Source organism: Amycolatopsis sp. NPDC114503, from assembly GCF_055633655.1.
Window position 1 is genome coordinate 1203674 of the sequence record NZ_JBVKDT010000001.1, and the last position, 25438, is coordinate 1229111.

The window sequence follows — 25438 nt, forward strand, 5'->3', positions numbered from 1 at the left end:
GCGTGGTTGGCTCGGGCGCATGTCGAATCACTCCGGACTGCTCGCCCCGGCCGCCGCCGAACTGCGGCGCGTCGCGGCTGCCGCCTCGTCGCTGACCGCGCCCACCGCATGCGCCGAATACGATGTTCGCGGCCTTCTCAACCACCTTCTCTATTGGGGACCGTGGCTCGCCGCCGCTATCCGGCACGAGCCTTACGAACCGCCCGCACCAAGCGAAGCCGAGGCCTCGCTCGTCGGGGACGACTGGCCGAAGGCGCTGGAGGCAATGACCGACGACGTGGTCGCCGCGCTCACTCCGCCGGAGGCGTGGACCGGCACCATCGCCTTCGGCGGATCCGAACTGCCCGCCGCGGTCGTCGGAGACATGGTGCTCGGCGAATTGGTCATGCACGCCTGGGACCTCACGCGGGCGAGCGGCACGGAGCTGAATTGTTCGGACGAAGCCGCCGAAGCAGTTCTCGCGTTCGCGGCCGGGATGGGCGAGGGGGCCCGCAAGCGCGGCGTCTTCGGCCCCGAAGTCGCAGTGCCGGAAACCGCGCCGGTGCTGCACCGGGCGCTGGGCGCGACGGGCCGGGACCCGTACGCCTGATATTCCACTCGATGGAGATCAACGAGGGCAGATTCGCGGACAGCTTTCGCATTCCGCTTCCCCGGGCAGGAGATAGGAGAAGCAACAGCTCTCCCGACGTCGCTCCCAGACCCGGTGCCCGTCGTCGTTGATCGCCACGCGCAAGGTGGACGCCGAGGTCAGCGGGCTGTACTTCGCGTCGAGCACTAATGCCGCGTCCGCGACGCCAGCGCCTTCGGCCTCGGCCGTCCCGCCTTGCTTGCCAGCCCGCCACAGCGCGCCGTCCAGCGCGTCTGTGGCGGCCGCCCAGAGCATGCGGCGGCCGAGCCGGGTGCCAGGCGCGTAGGCGCGGACGAAGCGGGCAGCGTGGCCGACAAACTGCGCGCGCAGCACCGCGGCCAGCGCGCGTTCGTCGCGCACGACGGTGGCCTCGGGGCGGACGCTGCCCGGGTCTGTCGGCAGGCAGTAGAAAGCGTCGCTGAGCACGGCCATGCCCTCGGGATGCGGCCGGTCGGGGCCGAGGCCGAACGCGAGCTGCTCCGGCTTCAGCGACGGCACGCGACGCTCGTGGTGCAGCAGCAGCGCGCCCACGTACGCGGGGACGTACAGGTACCAGGACATCACGTAGCTGGCCGCTGTCCGCGCTGGCGCCGCGCCGTGCTGGTCAAGGAGCCAGTCGCTCAGCCGGGACCGCCACTCGGCGAACAGCGCGGGCTGTTCCAGGAGGTCAGCGCAGCGAAACCAGCCCTCGGGGACGTCGCGGCGCAGGTCGTGCCGGGCGTTGGCGCGCAGCAGGGAGGACGCGAGCCCATCGCCGATCTCGCGGGCGTCGTCGCGCGAGCGCTGCGGGTTCACCCGGTCGACCCCCGTCCGTTCTTGATTAGGCGTGCCTAACCTTACATACGGAACGGGATTGCGCCAATCGGGTGGCCACCGGGTGAGACCACCCGGACGCGCAGGGGTGTTCGCGCTGAGCGGACAGGGGTGCCCCGGCGGAATCCTGATCCGGTCCCGTACGTTCGAGAGGGAGTAAAGGTGCAGCGCAACCGGATGATGAACGGTGACCGACCGGGTCGCCGTCCGGATGCGAACGGGCCGCCGGAAGCCGTAGTGGTACGCAACCGCGACCGCTTGGCTACTAGAGTGGTCTCACGGTGCTGTCCGCCGTGGACGCGATCCACGGAGGTTACGGGCCGCCGACGCAGCAGTCGAGGGAGTGCGCATGTTTGAGAGGTTCACCGACCGCGCGAGGCGGGTGGTCGTCCTGGCCCAAGAAGAGGCCCGGATGCTCAACCACAACTACATCGGCACCGAGCACATCCTCCTGGGTCTGATCCACGAGGGTGAGGGTGTCGCCGCCAAGGCGCTGGAGTCGCTGGGCATCGCCCTCGAGGGCGTGCGCCAGCAGGTCGAGGAGATCATCGGCCAGGGCCAGCAGGCGCCGAGCGGGCACATCCCGTTCACGCCGCGGGCGAAGAAGGTGCTGGAGCTGTCGCTGCGCGAGGCGCTGCAGCTCGGCCACAACTACATCGGCACGGAGCACATCCTGCTCGGCCTGATCCGCGAGGGCGAGGGCGTGGCCGCCCAGGTGCTCGTGAAGCTGGGCGCGGACCTCAACCGGGTCCGCCAGCAGGTGCTGCAGCTCCTGTCGGGCTACCAGACCGGCGAGAAGTCCACCGAGAGCGGCTCCGGCCGCGGCGAGGGCACGCCGTCCTCCTCGCTGGTGCTCGACCAGTTCGGCCGCAACATGACCGTGCTCGCCCGCGAGGGCAAGCTCGACCCGGTCATCGGGCGCGGCAAGGAGATCGAGCGGGTCATGCAGGTGCTGTCCCGCCGGACCAAGAACAACCCGGTGCTCATCGGCGAGCCCGGCGTCGGCAAGACCGCCGTCGTCGAGGGGCTCGCGCAGAGCATCGTCAAGGGCGAGGTGCCCGAGACGCTCAAGGACAAGCAGCTCTACACGCTGGACCTTGGCTCGCTGGTCGCCGGCTCGCGCTACCGCGGTGACTTCGAAGAGCGCCTGAAGAAGGTGCTCAAGGAGATCAAGACCCGCGGCGACATCATCCTGTTCATCGACGAGCTGCACACGCTCGTCGGCGCGGGCGCGGCCGAGGGCGCGATCGACGCGGCGTCGATCCTGAAGCCGATGCTGGCCCGCGGCGAACTGCAGACGATCGGCGCGACCACGCTCGAGGAGTACCGCAAGTACATCGAGAAGGACGCCGCGCTGGAGCGCCGTTTCCAGCCGATCCAGGTGGGCGAGCCGTCGCTCGAGCACACGATCGAGATCCTGAAGGGCCTGCGCGACCGGTACGAGGCGCACCACCGCGTCTCGATCACCGATTCGGCGCTGGTCGCGGCCGCGACGCTGGCCGACCGCTACATCAACGACCGGTTCCTGCCGGACAAGGCGATCGACCTGATCGACGAGGCCGGGGCCCGGATGCGCATCCGCCGGATGACCGCGCCGCCGGACCTGCGCGAGTTCGACGAGAAGATCGCCGACGTCCGCCGGGACAAGGAGTCCGCGATCGACGCGCAGGACTTCGAGCGGGCCGCGCGCCTTCGCGACGAGGAGAAGCAGCTCCTCGGCCAGAAGGGCGAGCGCGAGAAGCAGTGGAAGGACGGCGACCTCGACGTCGTCGCCGAGGTGGACGACGAGCAGATCGCGGAGGTGCTGGCCAACTGGACCGGCATCCCGGTGTTCAAGCTCACCGAGGAGGAGACCACCCGGCTGCTGCGCATGGAGGACGAGCTCCACAAGCGCATCATCGGCCAGGAGGACGCGGTCAAGGCCGTCTCCCAGGCGATCCGCCGTACGCGTGCGGGTCTGAAGGACCCGAAGCGCCCGTCCGGTTCGTTCATCTTCGCCGGCCCGTCCGGTGTCGGTAAGACCGAGCTGTCGAAGGCGCTGGCGGCGTTCCTGTTCGGCGAGGACGACGCGCTCATCCAGATCGACATGGGCGAGTTCCACGACCGCTACACCGCCTCGCGGCTCTTCGGCGCCCCTCCGGGCTACGTCGGCTACGAAGAGGGCGGGCAGCTGACCGAGAAGGTGCGGCGCAAGCCGTTCTCGGTGGTGCTTTTCGACGAGATCGAAAAGGCGCACCAGGAGATCTACAACACCCTCCTGCAGGTGCTCGAAGACGGCCGCCTCACCGACGGCCAGGGCCGTACGGTCGACTTCAAGAACACCGTGCTGATCTTCACCTCGAACCTGGGCACCTCGGACATCTCGAAGTCCGTGAGCCTCGGCTTCTCCTCCGGGTCGGGCGCGACCGACCGCTACGAGAAGATGAAGCAGAAGGTCAACGAGGAAATGAAGAAGCATTTCCGCCCGGAGTTCCTGAACCGGATCGACGACATCATCGTCTTCCACCAGCTCAACCAGGAACAGATCATCCAGATGGTGGACCTGATGATCGGCCGGGTCGAGACGCAGCTCAAGGCCAAGGACATGGAGATCGAGCTCACCGAAAAGGCGAAGGCGCTGCTGGCCAAGCGCGGCTTCGACCCGGTGCTCGGCGCCCGGCCGCTGCGCCGCACGATCCAGCGCGAGATCGAGGACCAGCTGTCGGAGAAGATCCTCTTCGGCGAGGTCGAAGCGGGTCAGATCATCGTGGTCGACGTCGAGGGCTGGAGCGGCAACCCGGAGGACCGCGACGACGAGGCGCACTTCACCTTCCGCGGTGAGAAGCGTCCGTCCTCGGTCCCCGACGCTCCGCCGGTGAGCATCGGCGCCGCGGAAAACGGCGAGTCCGAGAACGAGTGAAATAGCTAGAGAAAAGGGCGGCTCCCGGCTTCGGGGGCCGCCCTTTTCTCTATTGTCGGGTCATGGGGTCTTCTTCGAGAATCTCGCGGCACGCCGCGGCGAGCACCGCGCTTTCGCTGCTGAGCGACCGCCAGCTCGCCGAGCGGCTGGAGTCCGCCGAGGTGGTGTCCGAGGGAATCGGCGGCACCGGCGCCCGGCTGGACGTCGACGGGGTGCCGGTCTTCGCGAAGCGGGTGCCGGCCACCGCGCTGGAACGGCGGCATCCGCATTCCACCGCCAATCTGTATGGGCTGCCTGTCTTTTGCCATTACGGCTTGGGTTCGCCGGAGGGCTCGGCTTGGCGGGAGCTGGCGCTGCACGTCATGGCCAACGGCTGGGTCCTTAGTGGACAGTGCGAGAACTTTCCTTTGCTGCACCACTGGCGAGTGCTGCCGGTTCTCTCGGGCCGGGTGCCGGATCGTTCGCTGGAGGAGGACGTCGAGTACTGGGGCGGTTCGGACGCGGTCCGTCGGCGGCTCACGGAATTGCAGGAGGCTTCGTCGAGCGTTGTGCTGTTCTGCGAGTATTTCCCGACTAATGTGCATCGATGGTTGCCGGGGCATCTTGATCAGGCTGAACGTGTTGCGTCGCAGGTTGCCGAGACGCTCTCATTCCTGCGTGCGCAGGGTGTTCTGCACTTCGACAACCACTTCGAGAATTTTCTGACTGACGGCGATCGGTTTGTGCTGACGGATTTCGGCCTGGCGTTCGCGCGCCGGTTCGATCTGACTGAGGAAGAGTTGGCGTTCGCGGAGCTGAACGCGGAGCATGACCGGGCTTATGGGTCGATGTATTGGGTGAACTGGCTGGTGACCGAGGTGTGCGGGACTTGGGGCCGGGCCAGTCGCCTGACCGCAGTGCGCCGCGCGGCTGCTGGGGAGCTGGCGTTGCCGTCGCCGATCGCTGAGGTGGTGGCGACTCATGCGGCGGTAGCGGTGGAGATGAATGACTTCTACACGCGGCTTCAGGAGGACCGGGAGACGCGTTTTCCGGCGGAGGTTTTCGCGGGGTAGGTCGCGGCTACTGGTCGAATGCGATTTCGCGACAGCGCTCGGTGATTCGCTCCGAGAAGGCGGGGCAGCCGGATTTCGCCAACGAGCCAGCGAAGTCCAGATGCGCGCGACCACGCCCGGAGAAGTGCTGGATTTGCCTGCGCAGCGTGGCGCGGACGAGCCTCGGCGACGAATCGTCAATGAGGAGGAAGAATTCGTCCGGGGTGTAGATCTCGTAATCGAGCGTGTCTCGTACTGCCGTCGGCAGGTCGGTGAACCCGTGGTCGAGGCTGACGACGCAATCCATCGATCCGGCGATCGCGGCTGCGTGGATGTGCCGGTCGAACGGGTCAGTCAGCACGACGGCGTCCTGTCCGGACGGGTAGTCGTCGATGCGGCCGTCCATCGTCCCAGCGATCGCGTCGCGGATCTTGGTGATCTCGGTTCCAGCGAGATCGGGATTGCGCCGCCGGATGCTCTGGATGGTCTCGGCAAGAATGTCTTCGGTGTAGAAAACGTGGAACATGCTTGCGTTTCCCGTGTCCTTCAGCAGAAGCAGCCAGTCTCGGAGCGTTCTGGCGTGCAGGACGTTGGCATCGGGAAGCACGCGAGTGGGCATCGCACCACGATACGAGGACGGAAGTTCCCCAGCGTGGCCCCTCCTGTTCGATTCTGACTATTCGATGCCGAGCCGGTCTTCGATCGCGAGCAATTCGTTCAACGCGTCTCGTTGCTTGCGCAGTCGTTCCCGGCGGAAGGCGAGGACGTCGTCGCGGCGGAGCTTTGTGTGACTGCCGGTTCGGGTGCTCGGCAGGTCGCCGGCGCGGACGTGTTTCATCAGCGTGGTCCTGGAGATTCCGAGCAGTTCCGCCGCCACCGTGGTGGTGATGATCTCCGGCATCGCGCCGACGGTCACCGTTCCGCCTTCGGCGACGATCGCGATGATCTGGCGCAGTAGTTCGCGGATCTCGCCGCCCAGCTCAACGCCGTCCAGCGTGACCTGGCCGTCTGCTTCGGCGATCAGTTCCGCTGCGGCGTGGGCCTCTTGCTGTGCGCGCGGGGTCGCGAATAGCGACTCTCGCGCGGTGGTGGTCGGCGTCATGATCCCTCCGCTTCACGGCTGTTGACGTACTGCAAGTGTGCCTCAGTGTCACTTAACTTGGCAAGTTAGTTTCAGTTATATCTGTCACCCATGCCCGTGAGACGATGCGGTGGGGTTTTGGGGAGGGGAGCTGCGTGGACGTCCTGTCGATCGACTTCGGTACTTCCAGCACGGTTGGCGTTTTGGCGGCCTTCGGGCGCGGCCCGCGGGCTATTGAGGTCGACGGGTCGGTCACCATGTCTTCCGCGGTTTACGCGGAGGAGGACGGGCGGCTCGTCGTCGGGCAGGACGCGGAGCGGCGGGCTCGGCTGGATCCCAGCCGGTTCGAGCCGAATCCCAAGCGGCGCATCGACGACGGCGAGCTTCTGCTCGGGGATCGGACAGTACCGGTGGTCGACGCCTTCGCCGCCGTGTTGCGGCGGATGGGCGAGGAGGCCGAGCGGCAGCTTTCCGGGGTTCCGGGCGAGGTTCGGGTGTCGCATCCGGCTGGGTGGGGCGCGCAGCGGCAGCAGATTCTCCGGGCGGCGGCGGGGAAAGCCGGGTTCGGGCAGGTGCGGCTGGTGCCGGAGCCGGTCGCGGCGGCGGCGCATTACGCGACCCTGCGCGAGCAGGGTGCTCCCAGCGGGCCGATCGCGGTGTACGACCTCGGTGCGGGCACGTTCGACTGTGCGGTCGTCGGGGCGGGTACCACGGTTTTGGCGGAGGACGGGTTGCCGGATCTCGGCAGCCTGGACATCGACCAAGCCCTTCTGGTCCATATTGGACGGTCGGTGTCGCACGCGGATCCCGCGCAGTGGCAGCGGCTTCTCCGTCCGCAGACGACCAGCGATCGACGGTTGCGGCGGGTGTTGCTCCAAGACGTCCGCGACGCCAAGGAAAGTCTTTCCCGGCACGCGCACACCGAGGTGCCGATGCCGGATCCGTTCGGCGACGTCCTCGTCACCCGGGCTGAGCTGGAAGCGTTGGTCCGGCCGAATCTGTTGCGCAGCGCCGAAATGCTCGCGGCGACGATCGCGCGGGCCGGGCTTTCTCCGGACCGGCTCGGCGGGGTGTATCTGGTCGGCGGGCCCAGCCGGATGCCGTTGCTGGCCTCGTTGGTCGGGTCGACGCTTGGCGTGGTGCCGACTACTGAGGATCAGCCGGAGACGGCGGTCGCGTTCGGGTTGCATCACGTGCCGGTGGACGAGCGTCCGGCGGCGCCCGTCCCAGCAGCACCGACACCGATGCCAGCGCCGCAGGCACCGGCATCATGGCCGCCTGTCCAGCAACAGCCCGGTCCAGTTCAACCCGGCCCAGTTCAGCCGAGCCCGGCGCAGAGCGGCCCAGTTCAGTCAAGCCCAGCGCAGAACGGCCCAGTTCAGCAACCCGGCCTGAATCAGCGTCCACCAGCACCCATGCCACCCCCGCCCGGATGGCAGCAGCCGCGAAAGAAATCCCGCAAACCCCTCGTCATCGGCGCGATCGCCCTGACCGTCCTCGTAGTCGCGGGAATCGTGACCGCCGTCCTGGCTACCAAGGGGGACGACAAACCCGCGGCGAATCAACCGGTCAGCACCCCCAACACCGCCACCTGCGCCGGTTCGCAACCAGCGCTCCCCGGCGAAAACGGCCTGACCAAGTGCATGCGCCGCCTGACCGGTCCCACCATCCAAACCCGCGCCACCTGCTCGGACGACCCGGAACTGGCGAAAGCCCTGGGCGCACTGCGCACCGCACTGTGCCGCTTCCCGGACAAGACCACGGTCGCGTTCCACGAAGGACTCACGCTCGCCCAGGTCGAGCCGGGAGCGCGCAAGGACATGACCGGTCGCGTCGTGACCGACACCTGGCGCACCCGCACCGGGCTGAGCGGTCGCTATGTCGCGGGCGTCGGGCCGAAGCTGGGCCTGCTGATCTACCAAGCGGACGGCATTCCCGTGGTCGGCACCGTGATGGACACCAGCGCGTCGCACACGAGCCGCAGGCCGCAGGATTTGGTGCAGTACTTCGAGCAGACCGTCCAGCCTGGCGAGTAAACCTCAGTGCAGTGTCCCGGCCGACGTCGTGACGTCCTCGTGCACGGTCAACGCGGTGCCCGCCACGATCTCGAGCGCTCGCGCGGTCGAGTCCAGCGACAGCCGGGATTCCTCCGGCACATGCACGAAACCGCCGCGCAGTCCGGGGAATTCCGTCGCGATCAGGTGCATCAGGCCGTAGAAGACTTGATTGCACACATACGTCCCGGCGGTGTACGAAACGGCCGCGGGCAGTCCCGCCGACTCGATCGCCGCGACCGCCGCTTTCACCGGCAGCGTGGTGAAGTACGCGGACGGCCCGCCCGCGACCACCGGCACGTCGACCGGTTGCGCGCCGGCGTTGTCCGGGATCCGGGCGTCGATCAGGTTGATCGCCACTCGTTCCGGCGTGACGTGCTCGCGTCCGCCGGCCAGCCCGGCGCAGACGACCAGTTCCGGCCGGTGCGCCAGGATCGCGGCCCGCAGCGCCGGCAGCGACGCGTCGAACTCGCACGGCAGCTCTACCGCCACCGTGTCCGTCCGCCGCGCCGCTGCCAGCGAAGCTGCCTGCCAAGAAGGGTTCGTCGCCGCTCCGGCGAAGGGCGCGAACCCCGTCAGCAGAATTGTCACCTGGCGGCCGGCTTCAGGTCGCCCGGGTAAAGGAACTCGTCCGACGGCTTGCCGTTGCCGTAGATCCACGCGTCGAAGAAGCCCTGCAGGTCCATGCCGGACACCTTCTCACAGTACTTCTGGAACTCCTGCGTGCTCGCGTTCCCGTTGTGGTGCACGGTGTTCCAGGTCTTCAGCACCTGGTCGAACGCGTCCTGTCCCATGTACTTGCTGAGCGCGTGCAGCATGACCGGGCCCTTGGAGTACACGTAGGTGAACTCGTGGCCGGGTCCCATGTCGTACAGCTTGCCGTTCCAGAACGCGTCGCTGGCCGACGCGACCTCGTTGAGGTAGGTGGCGTCGAGGTCCTCGCCGTTCTTCTGTGCCCACAGCCAGGTCGCGTAGGACGCGAAGCATTCGTTGAGGCAGACGTCCTTCCAATGGTCGACGGCGACGGTGTCGCCCCACCACTGGTGCGCGTTCTCGTGCACGATCGTATTGATGTTGCCCGCGCGGCCGGAGTAGATCGGCCGGCTCATCGTCTCGAGCGAGAACCCGATCGGCTCAGTCAGGTAGATGCCGCCCGCGGCGTCCACCGGGTACTTGCCGAACTTCGATTCGAGGAAGTCGATGACCTCCGGCAGCTGGGCGTCGGCCTGCTTCGTGGCGTCCGAGGTGCCCGGGGCGTACGCGCTGACGATCGGGGTGCCGTCCTCGCGCTTGCGCTTGTTGAAGGTCCACTTGTCGATCGCGACCGTGGTCATGTACGACGCGGTCGGGGTGTCCTCCGCCCAGACGTGCGTAGTGCCCGCGCGCGTCCGGAAGGAGCCGACCTCGCGGCCGTTGGCGATCACGCCCCATTCGCTCGGGACCGTGATCGACAGCCGGAACCGGGCCTTGTTGCGCGGGGTGTCGTTGACCGGGTACCAGGTGGTGGCCGATTTCGGCTCGCCTGCCGCGAACGCGCCGCCGGACTTGGTGAACTGCCAGCCGTTCTTGCCGAGGTTCGGGTCGTCGATCGCCACCGGGACACCGTGATAGGCGACCTCCGCGACGAACGGCATGCCTTTCCAGAGCGGCGACTTCGGCGTGATCACGAGTTCGTGGTCGCCGGTGCGGGCGAACTTGGCCGGCATGCCGTTGACCCGGACGGAGTCGACGGTGAGGCCCCGCAGGTCCAGGTCGAACGAGCTGAGCGACTGGGTCGCCTTCGCGTGGACCGTCTGGACGCCGGCGAGCTGATGGGTGTCCGGGGCGTAGTTGACCTTGAGGTCGTAGTCGGAGACCTCGTACCCGCCGTTGCCGTCCTGCGGGTAATAGCTGTCTCCGGCGCCGTCCGAACCGGGGGTCGGCCGGTCCCAGCCGTCCTGTCCGGCCGACGCGATTCCAGTGCCGAGCGTCAATGCGGTGAGGGTGGCTGCGACGGTCACTGCCGGGCGACGCCAGCGGTGCAGTGCTCTCATGGGCGCTCCTGTGTCTGCGTGTGAATCCTCCGCAACGTAGCGCCGAGAAGGCATGGAGTAACCGCAAGGTGGGCAGATTGTCTCGAAAGTCCACACTTACGTCGGGCCCCGGCACGACGTCGCCGTCGTCTGGAAAGCTGGACCTCATGCGCCTCGCGCTGCTGGGCCCGCTGCGAGCGGAGGGGGAGGACGGCACGCCGATCGACATCGGCGGAGCCCGCCTTCGCATGCTCCTTTCGCGGCTCGCGCTGGACGCCGGGCGCTCGGTTTCCGCCGAGGCGCTGATCGACGGTCTGTGGGGCGCCGAACCCCCGGCTGACGCGGCCAACGCGCTCCAGTCGCTCGTCTCGCGGCTGCGTCGCGCGCTGCGGCCCGCGGGGGCCGAACTGGAGTCCGTCAACGGCGGTTACCGGCTCGCGGTGCCGCCGGAAGCGGTGGATCTTCACCGGTTCGAGCAGTTGTCCGCCGAGGGGCGCCGGGAGCTTGCCGCTGGCCGGGACGGCACCGCCGCCGAATCGCTCGCCGCCGCGCTCGCGTTGTGGCGCGGGGCGGCGCTCGCGGATGTGCTGGACGCGCCTTTCGCCGCCGCGCCCGCGACTCGGCTGGAGGAGCGGCGAACGGAGACCACTGAGGACTGGTTCGAAGTCGAACTGCGGCTGGGGCGGCACGCGGACGTGCTCGCGGAACTCACCGCGGCCGCGCAGGCGCATCCGTTGCGGGAACGGTTGGCTGGCTTGCGAATCCGTGCGCTTTCCGCGGCCGGACGCCAGGCTGACGCGCTCGCCGCGTATTCCGCGATCCGTACGACGCTGGCCGACGAACTGGGCGTCGACCCGTCGGCGGAACTCCAGGAAGTGCAGCTGCGCGCGCTGCGCGGCGAGTACACGCCGGTCGCCGCGGTCGTCGACCGGTTGCCGCAGCGGCTGACCAGCTTCATCGGCCGCACCGATGAGCTGAAGCTGCTGGCCGAGTTGCTCGAAGGATCCCGACTGGTCACGCTCGTCGGCCCCGGCGGTGCCGGCAAGACCCGGCTCGCGACGGAAGCGGCTTCACGGCACCCGGCGCATTCGCGCGGCTTGGTGTGGTTCGTGCCGCTGGCTGGCGTGCGGGACGCCGAGGACGTGCTGGCCGCGCTGCTCAACGCGTTGGAGGTCCGCGATCTCCGGACGACGGAGACCGACGCCCGGCGGCGGCAGGTCGATCCCTTCGAGCACGCGGTGGAAGCGCTCAGCGGCGCGGAAGCGTTGCTGGTGCTGGACAACTGCGAACACGTCGTGGACACTGCCGCGGAGCTGGCCGAGAATCTGCTGCGGCGGCTGCCCGCGTTGCGGGTGCTCGCGACGAGCCGTGAACCGCTCGCGATCACCGGGGAAGCGTTGTGTCCGCTCGGCCCGCTGCCGGTTCCGGACGAGGCCGCGCCGCCCGCGGACGTCGGCACGCTCGATTCCGTCCGGCTGTTCCTCGACCGCGCGATGGCGGTGCGCCCTGGTTTCCGGCTCGATGAGTCCACAGTGGACGCGGTGCGGCAAATCTGCCGCCGGCTCGACGGAATGCCGCTGGCGCTCGAACTGGCCGCCGCGCGGTTGCGGTCGATGACCGCCGAGCAGATCGCCGAACGCCTCGACGACCGGTTCCGGCTGCTCACCTCCGGCAGCCGGACGGCGTTGCCGCGTCAGCGCACCCTGCGCGCCGTGGTGGAGTGGAGCTGGGATCTGCTGAGCGACGCGGAGATCCGGCTCGCGCGCAGGCTCGCGGTGTTCGCGGCGAGCTTCTCCGAGGAAGCAGTGGAAAACGTCTGCGCGGACGACGAACTGCCCGCGGACGACATCGTCTACGTGCTGGGTTCGCTGGTGGAGAAGTCCATTGTGGACGTAGTGGGCATGCGGTACCGCATGCTGGAAACCTTGCGCGCCTACGCGACCGAGCGGCTCGCCGAGTCCGGCGAGAAGGAGCGGCTGCGGGCGGCGATGGTCTCGTACTACACGGAATTGGCCGACCGCAACGAACCTTTGCTGCGCGCACGGGATCAGCTCCAGGCTATCGACGTGTACGAGCACGAAAGCGACAACTTCACCGCCGCGCTGCGGGCGGCGATCGAGTCGGGCTCCGCGGAATCGGCGGCCCGGCTGTTGTTCGGGTTGTTCTGGTATCTCAATATCATCGGCCAGAACGAGCGGGCCGCGCTGTTCGTGGACGAGGTGCTCGAACTGGACGGCGAGCTGTCGCCGGGCATGGCGGCGAGCCTGCGGTTGATCCAGGTGCTGATGCGGGTCATGGCCGGTCCGCACGAGAAGGTGGACGTCCCCGAACTGATCGAGGAATGCGTGCGGACCGGTGCGGCGGACCAGAATCCGTGGCTCTGGGTCGGGTTGCCGATAGTGGCTTACCTCAACGGCGAACGCGACCTGGCGAAGCGCGAGATCCGCCGGGCTGTCGAAAGGGACGACGTCTGGAGCCGCGCCGCCGGGCACTGGGCGGAGAGCTTCGTCCTCGGCGACACCGGCGATCTCAAGAGCGCGGACCGGGCGCGAGAGCTTGCGCACCTTGGCTTCGCCGAGGTCGGCGACCGCTGGGGCCTCGGCATGACGCACGGGTTCCGGGCCGCGGCGCAATCGCAGTCCGGCGACCACGAAGGGGCGATCGCCGGGTACGCCGAGGGCTTGCGGCTGATGATGGAACTGCGGTCGCGGGACGACATCGTGCAGCAGTGGTGGCGGCTGGCGATCGAACGTTCGCGCGCCGGTGACCAAGAAGGCGCGTGGCGGGACATGGAAGCCGCCGAACGCTACGCGGCTTCCGGCGGGAACAACGGATTGCGGCTGATCGTGTTGCTTGGCCGTGCCGAGTTGCTGATCCGCGAGGGCAACGTCGGCGAGGCGCGCGAGGTGTTCCGGGAAATGAAGTCGGCGCGCGCGGAGTGGCCGAGGCCGGAGGGTTTCGAGACGGAATGGCTCGGCACCGTCGAGGCTGGTCTGCTGCTCGCCGAAGGCCGCCCGGACGAGGCGGAACCGGCGGTGTTCGCGGTGGTCGAGCAGGCCGCCCGGCGATTCGACATGCCGGACCTGGCCAGCATGGTCGAGCTGCTGGCGCGGATCCGGTACGCGCAGGGCCGGTTGGAGTCGTCCGCGCGGGTGCTGGCGCTGAGCGCGGTGGTGCGCGGGCGTTTCGACCTGGGGAGCCCGGAGGTCCGGGAACTGATCGCCAGCCTGACCGAGGAGCTGGGCGCGGACCGGTACGAGGCGATCGTGGCCGAGACGTCGCGGATGGAACGGGCCGACGCGATCGAAGCGGTCTGGGCGGAGCGGTCTCCCGACTAGGATGTTATCGGTGATAACCAAGTTTTGCTTCCACTGATGTTTCCAGTGATACGCTGACCTGAGTATCACTGGAAACGCCAAGGAGCTGTCATGCGGATCGTCGCACTGGAAGAACACGTGGTCCTGCCCGTCCTGCGCGACGCGTGGGCGAAGGCGGGGGTCCAGCCGCACGTCTATCCCGAGGACCACCCGGTCACGCGACGCTTGCGCGACGTCGGCGAAGGACGGCTCGCCGACATGGACGAGCAGGGCATCGACGTCGCGGTGTTATCGCTGTCCACCCCCGGCGTCCAGAACCTTCCGGCCGCCGACGCGGTGCCCGTCGCGCGGGAGGCCAACGACGCGCTCGCCGAAATCGTCGCCGCGAACCCCACGCGATTCCAGGCCTTCGCCACCCTCCCGACGTCCTCGCCCGAAGCCGCCGCCGAGGAGCTGGAACGCGCGGTCGCCCTGGGCTTCCGCGGCGCGATGCTGTATGGCCGCACCGGCGACAAGCTGGCCGACGCACCGGAGTTCGACGACCTCTACGGAACCGCCGAGCGACTCCGTGTCCCGCTGCACTTCCACCCGCAAGCTCCGGCGCGCGCGGTGCAGGAGGCGTACTACTCGGGCCTGCCGGGCGGCGTCGGGCCGGCGTTGGCGACCGCCGGGCTCGGCTGGTACTACGACCTCGGCGTGCAATACCTGCGGATGATCTTCTCCGGAGTATTCGACCGCCATCCCGAACTGCAGGTGATCGCCGGGCACTGGGGCGAGGTCGTGCTGTTCTACCTCGACCACGTCGGCTTCCTGCGGGAAATGGCCGGGTTGCGGCAGCCGCTGGCCGACTACTTCCGCCAGAACTTCTGGATCGCGGGCAGCGGCACGGTCAGCGAACGCTACCTGCGCTGGGCCGCGGAGGTGGTGGGGACTGAGCGGATGCTGTATTCGACCGACTATCCGTACACCTTCGGCACCCGGCCCGGCGGTTTTCCTTACCTGGACACGAGCGGCGGTGTCGCGCGGTCGTTTCTGGAGAAGGCTCCCTTCAGCGAGGAAGAGAAGGCGGCCATTGGCTCCGGGAACTGGGAGCGGCTGACTGGCCATCTCGCGGCCAGCCGCCAGGCTGCGCGATAACCTGCGCATCCGGCACAGCGCGAAGGAGCCCCGGCGTGTGGTCAGCAGCTCACCAAGCAGTCGAACTCGAAGACCTGCCGCGCTTGCGGGACATTCTCGACTCCGGTCACGACGTCGAGGACGACATAGGGGACGGCTGGACTCTGCTGCGGCACGCGATAGACGCCGAAGTCGACAGCCACATCCAAACCGGCAAGCCGCTGCACGCCGACGTCACCGCTTTCCTTCTCGCCCGCGGAGCCGATCCGCTCCGTCGTCATGAGGGTGTACCGGTCGTCGAGGAGGCGGAGGAACGAGGTCATTGGCTGGCTGTCGAAATCATGCGCGGTTTCATCAGCCGAAATCGGCAGCCCTGGACCCGGCCGACAAAAAAGTGAGTGTCTGTGCCCGGCTGTGGAACCCGGACACAGACACTCACTCACAGCGTCCGCACCCCCGTGCAGGACGCCCTCAGACCCGCTTGCGGTAAGCCCACGTCGCGAGCGGGAAGAACACCACGACCGCACCGGCCATCCACGCCAGTGCGCCCAGCAGGGAGCCGCCGTAGGCGACGCCGCCGTTGAGCAGGCCGCGCATCACGTCGGACAGCAGGCTCACCGGGCTGATGTCCGCCCATGCCTTGAGCCAGCCCGGCATCGTGGCCGTCGGGAGGAACACGTTGCTGCCGAACGTCAGCGGCATGATGAAGACGAACATCAGGCCCTGCGCCGCGCCCGGGGACTTCATCAGCATTCCGACGAACACCGAACCCCAGCAGAAGCACAGGCCGAACGCGACCGCCAGCAGAATCGCGAGGGCGAACTCCCCGAGACCGGTCTGCACCCGGAAGCCCATCACGGTCGCCACGATCAGCAGGACCGTCAGGCACACCACGTATCGCACGAGGTCGGCCAGCACCGCGCCCACCAGTGGCGCCGAACGGGCGATCGGCATGGAGCGGAAGCGGTCGAAGACGCCCTTGGTGATGTCGGTGTTGAGCTGTGTGCCGACCGTCAGCGACGCCTGCAGGATGTTCATCACGATCAGGCCCGGCACAAGCGCCTGCAGGTAGTTCTCGATCGAACCGCTCAGCGCGTTGCCGAACAGGTAGGTGAACATCAGCAGGAAGATGATCGGCATCAGCGTGACGTCGGCCAGCTGTTCCGGATTCTTGCGGATCTTCAGGATTCCCCGCCAGGCAAGCGAAAACGCGTGCTTCGCACCCTGGACGGGGCTGATGTGCCGGGGCGGGGCCGCCACGGCGGTTGCGGTGGTCACGACCGGCTCCCTTCGAGTTCGCGGTCCGGCTTCGGTTCCTCGGCGGCGTGCCCGGTCAGCGCCAGGAACACCTCGTCGAGGCTGGGCAGCCGCAGTGCCAGTTCGTCGGAGGTGATGCCCGCCGAGTCGAGGCGGCGCACCAGTGTGGACAGCAGCACCGGGTCGGACACCGGCGCGGTCAGCAGTCCGGTCGCGTTGTCGCGGACCGGCCGCGCGCCGGTGAGTTCGGCCAGGATGCGGTCGACCTCGTCGAGGTCGCTCAGCGACGTCGGCCGCACCTGCAGCGTCTGCCCGCCGACCCGCCGCTTCAGCTCGTCGGCGCGGCCGTCGGCGACCACGTGGCCGTGGTCGAACACGGTGATCCGGTCGGCCAGCTGGTCGGCCTCCTCCAGGTACTGCGTGGTGAGCAGCACCGTCGCGCCGTCGGCGACGAGGCTGCGGACCACCGCCCACACCTCGTTGCGGGCGTGCGGATCGAGTCCGGTGGTCGGCTCGTCCAGGTACAGCACGGCGGGACGGCCGACGAGGCTCGCCGCAAGGTCGAGCCTGCGCCGCATGCCGCCGGAATACGTCCGGATCGGCCGCTTGGCCGCGTCGGTCAGCTCGAACCGCTCCAGCAGTTCGGCCGCCCGTGCCCGGGCGTCGGCCCGGGACAGATTCAGCAGCTTGCCGATCAGCACCAGGTTCTCGGTGCCGCTCAGGTCCTCGTCCACCGACGCGTACTGCCCGGTGAGCCCGATCAGCCCGCGCACCCGGACCGGGTCGCGGACCACGTCGTAACCCCCGACCGTGGCCCGCCCCGCGTCCGGTTTCAGCAGGGTCGCCAGAATGCGGACCGCGGTCGTCTTGCCCGCGCCGTTCGGCCCGAGCACCCCGACCACCTTCCCGAACGGGACCTCGAGGTCCACCCCGTCCAGCGCCTTCGTCTCCCCGAAATGCTTGACCAGGCCCTCGGCCTGGATCGCGTGCGACATGACGCCTCCTCCTGTGTCGCTCCAGCACACAGTGGACCCAGGCGCTGGCAAGCCGCGCACACGGCGCTGACACGGACCTGTCAGCGGGTGCCCGGCATACTCGGGATCATGGTGATGGAGGCGCGGAGGCGCAGCCGGCTGGTCACGAGCCTGCTCGTGCTGGTCGGGCTGCCGCTGCTGGCGGTGGCCGTGCTGCGCACGATCGGCTGGGACGGCAGCGGCTGGTACCTGACCGCGCTGCTGGCGCTGACGCCGTACTTCGTCATCTACGGCGTCCTGCTCGCCGCACTCGCGCTGATGCTGCGGCGATGGTGGGTCGGCGTTGTCGCGCTGGCGTTGTCCGTGCTGCTGGCGGTGTACGTCGCGCCGCGGGTGATCTCCGACGACCAGCCCGCGGCGCACGGGAAGACAGTGCGGGTGCTGGCGGCGAACCTCTACCTTGGCCAGGCCGACCCGGCGGCGCTCGTGCGGCTGGTCCGGGAGCATCGGATCGACGTGCTGAACCTGGTGGAGATGACGCCCGCCGCGATGTCCGGGCTGGAAAAGGCCGGGCTGTTCCAGACGTTGCCGTACCGCGTCCTGCATCCGGCGTCCGGTGTGGACGGTTCCGGCATTCTGTCGCGATATCCGCTTGCCGAGGAGGATTACACTGGTGATTCAGTGCAGAATCAGCCTGGTGCGGCAGCGGATCTCGGCGGCGGAACGACGTTGGAGATCGTGGCGGCACATCCGCGTTCGCCGGATTCCGGGTATTACCAGTGGGAGCAGCAGATGCGGGACCTGTCGCGCGCCATCGGCGAGCACGGGCTGCGCGTGGTAGCGGGCGATTTCAACGCGACCCTCGACCATGCCGCGCTGCGGACGGTGCTGTCCCGCGGATATGTCGACGCGGCCGAGGCACGCGGCGACGGCTTGGTCCCGACCTGGTCGACGTCGACGGTCCCGCTCGTGCCGCTGGACCACGTGCTGGTGGACCGCCGGGTCGCGATCCGGGATTACCAGGTGTTCGATGTGCCCGGAAGCGATCACCGGGCGGTTTACGCGGAGGTGCAACTGCCATGACGACCTTGCGGCCAAGCAGCGGGGAAGCCGAATACCCGCGGCTGCTGGAGATCTGGCGCAGCGCCGTCGAGGCGACCCACGACTTCCTGGCACCGGCGGATGTCGAGTACTACGCCACGCGCGTCCCGCTCTACTTCTCGGAAGTGGAGCTGACCGTGGCGGAGGTCGACGGAATCGCCGCGGGCTTCTCCGGAATCGCCGAGGGAAAGCTGGAAATGCTCTTCGTGCACGACGATTTCCGCGGTCGCGGCATCGGGACGGCGTTGCTGCGCGCGGCGCTGGACCGCTACCCGGGCCTCACCCTGGACGTGAACGAGCAGAACCCGCAGGCGGTCGGTTTCTATCTGCACCACGGGTTCGAGGTCGTCGGCAGGCAGGAGACCGATCCGGACGGCCGTCCGTTCCCCTTGCTGGAGCTCAAACGAGCTTGACCAGCGTCTCCAGCGCGCCGGCGGCGATCGAAACCCCGCGCCCGTGCCGGATTTGCGGCTCGCGCGGATTGATCCGGACTAACGCACCCGTCGCCGCGCTGGCGAGTTCGGAATACCGCCGCACCGTCGGAACCGCTTGTCCGGCACCGATTTCGACCACTGTCACGTCGCGATGCGCGCGTCGCCAGGCGGTCAGTTCGTCCAGCTGTTCCTGACTGCGGTCGGGAATCCAGTCGAAATCGCCGAACATCAGGATGTTCGGACGGGCCAGACCGCCGCAGCGCGGACAGGACGGCAACGGCGGCCGGGCGCGCATCGTCGCCTCGTCGATTTCGACCGTGACGTCCGCCGCCGGCCAGATCTCCCGCGAGCACCCGGCAAGGCACTGCAGATGATGGATCGACCCGTGCGCCTCGGCGACGTGCGGAAATCCCGCCGCTTGGAATTGTCCGTCCACATTGGACGTGAAAACGCGCACGCCGCCAGGCTTGGCCAGTCCTCGTTCGAGAAGCAGACTGAACCCGCGATGCGGCGCCGTTTTCCGGTACAGCTCGAGCCGGTGCCCGTAGAAACCCCACGCCAGCTCCGGATCCGAGGCGAAATGCCGCGGGTCGGCCAGCTCCTCGAACCGCAACCCGAGCCCGGCGTACGGCGGATACGCCCGCCAAAACCCTTCCCCGCCACGGAAATCGGGCAGGCCGGAGTCGACGCCCATCCCGGCGCCGGCGCACACGAGCAGCGCGCCGGCGCCCGAGATCAGCTCGGCGGCGCGGGAGAGTTCGTCACTCACCCGGCTTCGATGCCTGCACGACCTCGAATTCCAGCAGGTTCGCGCCGGTCGACACCGGGTTCTTGCGCTCGCCAGCGTGCGCCTCGCGCGCCGGACCGCCCGCCCAGGCCTGGTAGTGCTCCTCGGTTTCCCACTTCGTGTACACGAAGTAGCGCTTCTCGCCCGCGATCGGGCGAAGCAGCTCGAAGCCGAGGAACCCCTCCTGGTTGTCGACGGAGTGCAGCCGCGCTGCGAAGCGCTTCTCCAGCTCCGGGCCGGCGCCTTCAGGGACTTCGATTGCGTTGATCTTGACCACTGCCATAGACCCAGCGTACTAACGGCTGGCCCGGTTTCGCGGTTCGTGCCACTCTGCTCACATGGGGGACGACGAAGTCTTTGGCACAGAATTGGCCCGCAACCTGCAGCGTCTCGTGAAAGCGGCGGCGGAGTCGGCCGGTTCGGGCAACGGGAATGCGCTGATCGAGCGAGTCACCGTGCATCTCGGCGTGCCGCTCGCGCAGGCGCTGGTGGTCACGCGCAACTTCGAGGACTGGGAGCACGCGACCATCCAGGCCGGGCTCGACGCGTACCTCGCCGAGCACGGGATCGGCACCGACTGGTTCGGCATCGCCGGTGGTTTGCGCGGCCATGAGGACCTGGTCGGCATGCTGGTCACGGCCAAACAGCACGGCCACTACGAGCTGGGCGCGGTGGACTACGCGACCGTCGCGATCGGCCCAGACGAAGCGGCGGACGTCGTCCAGCTCGGGCTGGTCGGCACGGTCGCCCCGGACGGCTCCCAAGTGCTGGTCGGCGTGCGCGGCGCCGCGCCGCAGTACGGACAGGTGAACTGTCGGCTCGAGGTGATCGCCGAGGACCGACGAGCGGCCACTGAAACCCGGGACCGCATCGAAGCGCTGATGACCGAGCACGACGTCCTGCGCGGCCAGGTGATCGCATTCGGCCTAAGCGAGCACCGCAACAACGAGCTGGTCACCTTCCTGCCGCGGCCGGAGCTGAACAAGGAGGACGTGGTCCTGCCGGACGGCGTCCTCGAATCGATCGAGCGGCACACCATCGGCATCGCCGAACACGGCGCGCGCCTGGCCGCGGCGGGCCAGCATTTGAAGCGCGGCCTGCTGCTGCACGGCGCACCGGGCACCGGAAAAACGCACACCGTGCGCTACCTGATGGGCCAGCTCCCGGACTGCACGGTCGTCATCCTCACCGGCACTGCGATGCGGTTCATCTCGAAAGCCGCTTCGCTGGCGCGCCGGCTGCAGCCGAGCATCATGGTGCTGGAGGACGTCGACCTGATCGCCGAGGACCGCGACCTCGTGCACGGCCCGACGCCGCTGCTGTTCAGCCTGCTCGACGCGATGGACGGCGTCGGCGGCGACGCGGACGTCACCTTCCTGCTCACCACCAACCGGGCGAGCAGCCTGGAGAAAGCGCTGGCCGACCGTCCTGGCCGAGTCGACTTGGCGGTGGAGGTGCCGTTGCCGGACGCGGCGGGCCGGGAAGCCTTGCTGCGGCTGTATTCCCGCGGCCTGGGGCTGACGGCTGATCTAGCGCCGGTGGTCGAGGCGACGGACGGTGTCACGGCGTCGTTCATGAAGGAACTGCTTCGCCGAGCATCGCTGCGCGCGCTGGTGCTGAGGCCCGACGAGCCGGTGCGGGTCGGCGACACCGAACTCGGCGAGGCGCTGGCCGAGATGAACGACGCTCGCAGCAGCCTGACCAGGTCGTTGCTCGGCAGTCAGGGCCGCAACGCGCCCGGGTAAAGATCGGCGTCGGACGGCACCTTCGCTCCGTGGAACCAGTCGTTGAGGAACCCGCTCACATCGTGTCCGGCGACCTTCGACACGAGCTTCTCGAAGTCCGCCCACGTCGCGTTGCTGTTGCGGTGCTGGCCCACCCATTCGTGCAGCACCTTCTCGAACCCCGGCTCGCCCAGCTCCCGGCGCAGCGCGTGCACAGCCAGAATTCCCTTGTCGTACGCGCCCTCGAACAGGTGCTCCGGCCCCATGTCGACAAGCTTCTGTCCCCAGAAATCTGTGCTGCCCTTGGTGATTTCGACGGCCGCGCGGTAACGGTCGTCCAGGTTCTGGCCCTCGCGTTCGCCCCACATCCACTGCGCGTACGACGCGAAGCATTCGTTCAGGCAGATGTCCGCCCACGAGTTGAGCGACACCGAATCGCCGAACCACTGGTGCGCGTTCTCGTGCACCATGGTCAGGATTTCCGCCCATTTCGCATAAGTGGGACGGGTTTGCGTTTCCAGGGAGAAATGGATGTCCTCGTCGAGATAGATCCCGCCGGCCGCGCTCTGCGGGTATTTGCCGAACTTGCTCTCCAGGAACGAGATCACCTCCGGCAGCCGGTCGCCGGTGGCCTCGCGGGGTTCGGCACCGGGCGCGTAGCCGGAAACGATCGGTGTGCCGTCCGGCAGCGTGGACCGCTGCACGGTGAACTTGTCGATCGCGATCGTGGTCAGGTAGCTGGCCACCGGGTTCGGATCGGCCCACGTCGTGGTGGTTTTGCCGTCCTTGGCGCTGGTGCCCTGTTCCCGGCCGTTGGACAGCACCGTCCAGCCGGTGGGCACGTGCGCGGTCAGCGTGAAGGTCGCCTTGTCGCGCGGGGTTTCGTTGACCGGATACCAGAATGACGCGGAATGCGGCTCGCCGACCAGGTACGCGCCGCCGTCCTCGGAGCGGGCCCAGCCGTTCTCCGACCCGCCGTCGTGCGGAGTTTTCGCCGGAACACCCGAATAGTGCACGCGCGTCCGGAACGTCGAACCCGACCGCAGCGGTTCGGCCGGAGTCACGACCAGCTTGTTCTTCTCCCGGCTGTATTTCGCCGGTTTCCCGTCGATCTCCACCGCGGCGACGTCCAGCCCGCGCAGGTCGAGGTCGAAGCGGCTGAGGTCTTGGGTGGCTTTCGCGGAGACCGTCGTGTCGCCGTCGAGCCGGCCGCTCGGCGGGTCGTAACTGACGTCGACGTGGTAGTCGAGCGCGTCGTATCCGCCGTTGCCGTCGTCGGGGAAGTACGGGTCGCCCGCGCTGTTCGCGCCCGGCGCCGGATGCAACGGCGGCGGAGGAGGAGAAGCGGGTTCGGCGGGGCTGCACGCGGACAGCGCAAGCACGCCGATGAGGGCGAGGACGGCGGTCGGGCGGCTGCGCATTCCTTCACCCTAGGCGCAGGTTTGTGATGAAGTAGCCGTGAAAACCCAGGAGGACTAATGCGACCAGGCCTGATCGACTTCGGCGGCGACGAACGCCCCGGCGTGTCGATCCTGCTGCTGCACGGGCTGATGGGCCGCGCCCGCACCTGGTGGCCGGTCGCGCAATGGCTGAAGCGGTACGGCCGGGTGCACGCCCTCGACGCCCGCGGCCACGGGCGCGCGCCGCACACCGGGCCGTGGACCACCGAACAGTTCGCGGAGGACGTCGCGGACGTGCTGGCCGACCTCGGTCCGTCCGTGCTGATCGGGCATTCGATGGGCGGGCTGCACGCGTGGGCGACGGCGGCGAAATACCCGGAGCTGGTGCGCGCGGTCGTCAGCGAGGATTTCGCTCCGGACCAGCGCGGACGCACCGTCGAGACCTGGCGCGGCTACTTCGAGAGCTGGCCGGTGCCGTTCGAATCACTGGCGCACGTGCGCGAGTTCTTCGGCGCCGCGGGCGACTACTTCACCGAATGCGTAGAGGAACGCGAAGGCGGCTATCACCTGATCGCCGACCTGGAGAACCTGTACGAGATCGCCGCCGAATGGGGCCGCCGGGACTATTGGTCCATTGTGGACGGTATCCGCTGTCCGCTGCTGCTGGTCGAGGGCGAGCACACCGCGATGCCGGTCGGCCAACAAGCCGAGGTCGCGGCGCGGGTGCCCGGCGCGAAGCACCTGATCGTGTCTGGTTCGGCGCATCTGCCGCACGCCGAGGCTCCGGAGACGTATCGCGGCGCGGTGGAGGCCTTCCTGTCCGGCCTGTGACGCCTCACGTGTGCCGCCCTCGCTGGCACGCGTGAGGCGTCCCCGGTCAGCGGGCCAGCTCGGTGCGCCACGCGGCGGTCGAGCGGTCCGCCGGCACGATCAGCGGCCAGACGTCCGAGCCGAGGTAGGCGGACTCGTCGCTGGCCCGAGCCGCGGTGCAGCTGTCGCGGGAAAGCCCGTGCGCGACGGCCAGCGCGGACACCGCGTCCGCGGTCGCCTTGCCGAACACGCCGTCGGTGGGTACGCCGAACCCGGCCGCGCGCAGGAACCGTTGCGCGGTCCTCACCCGCGGCCCGGTGTCGCCCGGCTTGAGCAGCGGCCACTCCGGCGCGTCGAGCCGGGCGACAGACAGGCCGAGTTGCTGGCCGACTGCCTTGCGCAGCTCCGGGAGCCGGTCGTAGAGCACCTGGCCGCAACACTCGGTCGAGTTGAAATCGCGGTGGCCCTTGATGAATTCGGGCGTGATGCCGTATTGGTGCGCGATGTAGGCGATCAGCTGCACGAGTGAATCCCACAGCGCGACCGGCACGTCGACCGTGCTGTAGAGGCCCTCGTTCTCGATGCCGAGGCATTCGCTGTTGTGGTTGGCCACGTTCGCGCCCTGCACGTGCTGCGTCCCGCCGCGCAGGATTTCGAGGCTGCGGTGCCGCCCCTCGGTGACGAAGCCGCCGCGGCTGTTCGTGAACTGCTGGCCGGTGTCGATCCAGCCGCGGGTGTCCATGTGGAAGTTCTGGATGTCCCGCGAGATCTGCAGCGCGTGCGCCAGCGAGTAGTCGGTGTTGTTGCCGGGGTCGACGGTGTGGTGCACGACGATGTAGGTCGGCTTGTGGTTCTCCACCACGATCGCGCCCGAGGCGGGCCGGGCGTTCCACTCGGCCGTCGAATGGATGACCGGAGTGGTGACGGCGGCCGCGGATCTCGCTGTGGCGAACCCCAAAGCGCCCACGGCGGTGACGGTGAGGCCGCCCTTCAAGACGGCACGACGCGTTGCTTCCCCCATGCGGAACTCCTCAGCCCGGAAGTGCGACGGGGGAAAGCTAACCCGGCGCCCCGGAGGGGACAACTTTTTGCCGACTTTCGTCGTAGTGCGTCAGTGTTCCCCGGGGAGCGAGAAGAGCCCGTCGGGGGTTTGCTCCAGCAGACCGTCCACGAGCAGCGAATCCAGGCACCGGTCGCGCTGGCCGGACTCGTGCCACACGAGGTCCAGCCGCGCTTTCTCGACCGGCCCCTCGCTGCCGCGCAGGACGTCCAGCAGCAGCCCGCGCACCTGCCGGTCGGTGCCGGCGAACTTCTGCACCGGCTTGGCCGGACCGGCGTATTCGGGACGGCCGTTGTGCTGCCAGGCGCATTCGGCGTAAATCGGGCAGTCCGCGCACTTCGGCGACCGGGCGGTGCAGATCAGCGCGCCCAGTTCCATCAGCGCAGCGGACAGCTTCGCCGCAGGCGCGTCTTCGGCGGGAAGCAACGCCTCGACGTCCGCCATGTCGCGGGTATTCGACGCCGGACCAGCGTCTCCCGCGCCATGAACGGCACGCGCGACCACTCGCCGGACGTTCGTATCCACCACCGGCGCACGCTTGCCGTACGCGAACGCCGCCACCGCGCGCGCCGTGTACGCGCCGATGCCGGGCAACGCGAGCAATGTGTCCACATCGGACGGAACGACGTCGCCGTGCTCCTGAGCGATGACGGTGGCGGCGGCATGCAGCCGAAGCGCGCGACGCGGGTAGCCGAGCTTGCCCCACGCGCGCACGACCTCGCCGGTGGTCTCGGCGGCCAGCGCTGAGGGCACCGGCCAACGGGCCATCCACTCCAGCCAGATCGGCTGAACGCGCGAAACAGGCGTCTGCTGCAGCATGATTTCGCTGACCAGCACGCCCCACGCCGAGCAGTCCGGTTCCCGCCACGGCAGGTCCCGGCCGACGTCGGCGAACCAATCGATCAGAACATCGGTGTCTACTGCCACCCCGCCATTGAAT

Annotated in this window: 23 protein-coding genes; 10 read left to right on the forward strand and 13 right to left on the reverse strand. The window is 68.5% G+C overall.

All coding sequences use genetic code 11. The features are described 5' to 3' along the window. Positions 1–19: 19 nt before the first annotated feature. Positions 20–589 carry a TIGR03086 family metal-binding protein gene (locus ACZ7OI_RS05890; protein ID WP_470263012.1) on the forward strand — a complete coding sequence of 190 codons (570 nt, stop codon included), beginning with the start codon at positions 20–22 and terminating at the stop codon, positions 587–589. Positions 590–607: 18 nt separating this feature from the next. Here ACZ7OI_RS05890 and ACZ7OI_RS05895 read toward each other — a convergent pair whose 3' ends face one another. Next, the gene (locus tag ACZ7OI_RS05895) at positions 608–1423 is read right to left on the reverse strand and encodes a (2Fe-2S)-binding protein (protein ID WP_470263013.1); all 816 of its coding nucleotides are present in this window, start codon (positions 1421–1423) and stop codon (positions 608–610) included. Between the two features lie 367 nt (positions 1424–1790). On the opposite strand from ACZ7OI_RS05895, the gene ACZ7OI_RS05900 reads away from it, so the two are divergent. Continuing rightward, the gene (locus tag ACZ7OI_RS05900; RefSeq protein WP_470232530.1) at positions 1791–4340 is read left to right on the forward strand and encodes an ATP-dependent Clp protease ATP-binding subunit; all 2550 of its coding nucleotides are present in this window, start codon (positions 1791–1793) and stop codon (positions 4338–4340) included. Between the two features lie 62 nt (positions 4341–4402). After that, positions 4403–5392 (forward strand): hypothetical protein, encoded by a 990-nt coding sequence (locus tag ACZ7OI_RS05905; protein ID WP_470263014.1) that lies wholly within the window; start codon positions 4403–4405, stop codon positions 5390–5392. A 7-nt stretch (positions 5393–5399) separates the two neighbouring features. On the opposite strand, the gene ACZ7OI_RS05910 is transcribed toward ACZ7OI_RS05905, so the two are convergent. Together ACZ7OI_RS05910 and ACZ7OI_RS05915 are read right to left on the reverse strand one after the other, a co-directional pair. After that, positions 5400–5990 carry a PIN domain-containing protein gene (locus ACZ7OI_RS05910; protein ID WP_470263015.1) on the reverse strand — a complete coding sequence of 197 codons (591 nt, stop codon included), beginning with the start codon at positions 5988–5990 and terminating at the stop codon, positions 5400–5402. 57 nt (positions 5991–6047) lie between these two features. Then, entirely contained in the window at positions 6048–6473 is a 426-nt protein-coding gene (locus ACZ7OI_RS05915; protein WP_470263016.1) for a helix-turn-helix domain-containing protein, read from the reverse strand. A gap of 134 nt (positions 6474–6607) precedes the next feature. On the opposite strand from ACZ7OI_RS05915, the gene ACZ7OI_RS05920 reads away from it, so the two are divergent. After that, entirely contained in the window at positions 6608–8488 is a 1881-nt protein-coding gene (locus ACZ7OI_RS05920; protein WP_470263017.1) for an Hsp70 family protein, read from the forward strand. 3 nt (positions 8489–8491) lie between these two features. Here ACZ7OI_RS05920 and pcp read toward each other — a convergent pair whose 3' ends face one another. After that, on the reverse strand, positions 8492–9097 hold the full coding sequence (gene pcp, locus ACZ7OI_RS05925) for a pyroglutamyl-peptidase I (protein WP_470263018.1): 606 nt from the start codon (positions 9095–9097) through the stop codon (positions 8492–8494). Beyond that, the gene (locus ACZ7OI_RS05930; RefSeq protein WP_470263019.1) at positions 9094–10539 is read right to left on the reverse strand and encodes a M1 family metallopeptidase; all 1446 of its coding nucleotides are present in this window, start codon (positions 10537–10539) and stop codon (positions 9094–9096) included. The genes pcp and ACZ7OI_RS05930 overlap by 4 nt, the downstream gene beginning before the upstream one ends. A gap of 146 nt (positions 10540–10685) precedes the next feature. On the opposite strand from ACZ7OI_RS05930, the gene ACZ7OI_RS05935 reads away from it, so the two are divergent. Next, on the forward strand, positions 10686–13856 hold the full coding sequence (locus tag ACZ7OI_RS05935) for an AfsR/SARP family transcriptional regulator (RefSeq protein ID WP_470263020.1): 3171 nt from the start codon (positions 10686–10688) through the stop codon (positions 13854–13856). 90 nt (positions 13857–13946) lie between these two features. Beyond that, positions 13947–14972, forward strand: coding sequence for an amidohydrolase family protein (locus tag ACZ7OI_RS05940; RefSeq protein ID WP_470263021.1), 1026 nt, complete (start codon positions 13947–13949; stop codon positions 14970–14972). Positions 14973–15013: 41 nt separating this feature from the next. Here ACZ7OI_RS05940 and ACZ7OI_RS05945 read toward each other — a convergent pair whose 3' ends face one another. The 3 genes from ACZ7OI_RS05945 to ACZ7OI_RS05955 form a co-directional block, all read right to left on the reverse strand. Next, a complete protein-coding gene (locus ACZ7OI_RS05945) occupies positions 15014–15274 on the reverse strand; it encodes a hypothetical protein (RefSeq protein WP_470263022.1) in 261 nt (86 codons plus the stop codon). Between the two features lie 148 nt (positions 15275–15422). Next, positions 15423–16229: an ABC transporter permease gene (locus tag ACZ7OI_RS05950; protein WP_470263023.1), complete on the reverse strand. Its 807-nt coding sequence runs from the start codon at positions 16227–16229 to the stop codon at positions 15423–15425. Then, complete coding sequence (locus ACZ7OI_RS05955; RefSeq protein WP_470263024.1) at positions 16226–17203, reverse strand: ATP-binding cassette domain-containing protein; 978 nt, start codon at positions 17201–17203, stop codon at positions 16226–16228. The genes ACZ7OI_RS05950 and ACZ7OI_RS05955 overlap by 4 nt, the downstream gene beginning before the upstream one ends. Before the next feature lie 108 nt (positions 17204–17311). Here ACZ7OI_RS05955 and ACZ7OI_RS05960 point away from each other — a divergent pair, with 108 nt between their 5' ends. Continuing rightward, entirely contained in the window at positions 17312–18265 is a 954-nt protein-coding gene (locus ACZ7OI_RS05960; protein WP_470263025.1) for an endonuclease/exonuclease/phosphatase family protein, read from the forward strand. After that, positions 18262–18696 (forward strand): acetyltransferase, encoded by a 435-nt coding sequence (locus ACZ7OI_RS05965; RefSeq protein WP_470263026.1) that lies wholly within the window; start codon positions 18262–18264, stop codon positions 18694–18696. Before ACZ7OI_RS05960 ends, ACZ7OI_RS05965 begins: the two co-directional genes overlap by 4 nt. Here the strand turns inward: ACZ7OI_RS05965 and ACZ7OI_RS05970 are convergent. Together ACZ7OI_RS05970 and ACZ7OI_RS05975 are read right to left on the reverse strand one after the other, a co-directional pair. Next, complete coding sequence (locus ACZ7OI_RS05970; protein ID WP_470263027.1) at positions 18683–19486, reverse strand: SIR2 family NAD-dependent protein deacylase; 804 nt, start codon at positions 19484–19486, stop codon at positions 18683–18685. The two genes, ACZ7OI_RS05965 and ACZ7OI_RS05970, sit on opposite strands and share 14 nt — an antisense overlap. Next, on the reverse strand, positions 19479–19787 hold the full coding sequence (locus ACZ7OI_RS05975; RefSeq protein WP_116200261.1) for an antibiotic biosynthesis monooxygenase family protein: 309 nt from the start codon (positions 19785–19787) through the stop codon (positions 19479–19481). The genes ACZ7OI_RS05970 and ACZ7OI_RS05975 overlap by 8 nt, the downstream gene beginning before the upstream one ends. Before the next feature lie 55 nt (positions 19788–19842). On the opposite strand from ACZ7OI_RS05975, the gene ACZ7OI_RS05980 reads away from it, so the two are divergent. After that, a complete protein-coding gene (locus ACZ7OI_RS05980) occupies positions 19843–21249 on the forward strand; it encodes an AAA family ATPase (RefSeq protein ID WP_470263028.1) in 1407 nt (468 codons plus the stop codon). On the opposite strand, the gene ACZ7OI_RS05985 is transcribed toward ACZ7OI_RS05980, so the two are convergent. After that, positions 21225–22649: a M1 family metallopeptidase gene (locus ACZ7OI_RS05985; protein WP_470263029.1), complete on the reverse strand. Its 1425-nt coding sequence runs from the start codon at positions 22647–22649 to the stop codon at positions 21225–21227. The genes ACZ7OI_RS05980 and ACZ7OI_RS05985 overlap by 25 nt on opposite strands. A 57-nt stretch (positions 22650–22706) precedes the next feature. Between ACZ7OI_RS05985 and ACZ7OI_RS05990 the strand changes: the two genes are divergently transcribed. Continuing rightward, on the forward strand, positions 22707–23459 hold the full coding sequence (locus ACZ7OI_RS05990; protein WP_470263030.1) for an alpha/beta fold hydrolase: 753 nt from the start codon (positions 22707–22709) through the stop codon (positions 23457–23459). Between the two features lie 46 nt (positions 23460–23505). On the opposite strand, the gene ACZ7OI_RS05995 is transcribed toward ACZ7OI_RS05990, so the two are convergent. Further along, positions 23506–24459, reverse strand: a complete 954-nt coding sequence (locus ACZ7OI_RS05995; protein ID WP_470263031.1) for a peptidoglycan recognition protein family protein — start codon at positions 24457–24459, stop codon at positions 23506–23508. A 90-nt stretch (positions 24460–24549) separates the two neighbouring features. Beyond that, positions 24550–25425: an HhH-GPD family protein gene (locus ACZ7OI_RS06000; protein ID WP_470263032.1), complete on the reverse strand. Its 876-nt coding sequence runs from the start codon at positions 25423–25425 to the stop codon at positions 24550–24552. Positions 25426–25438 lie beyond the last annotated feature (13 nt).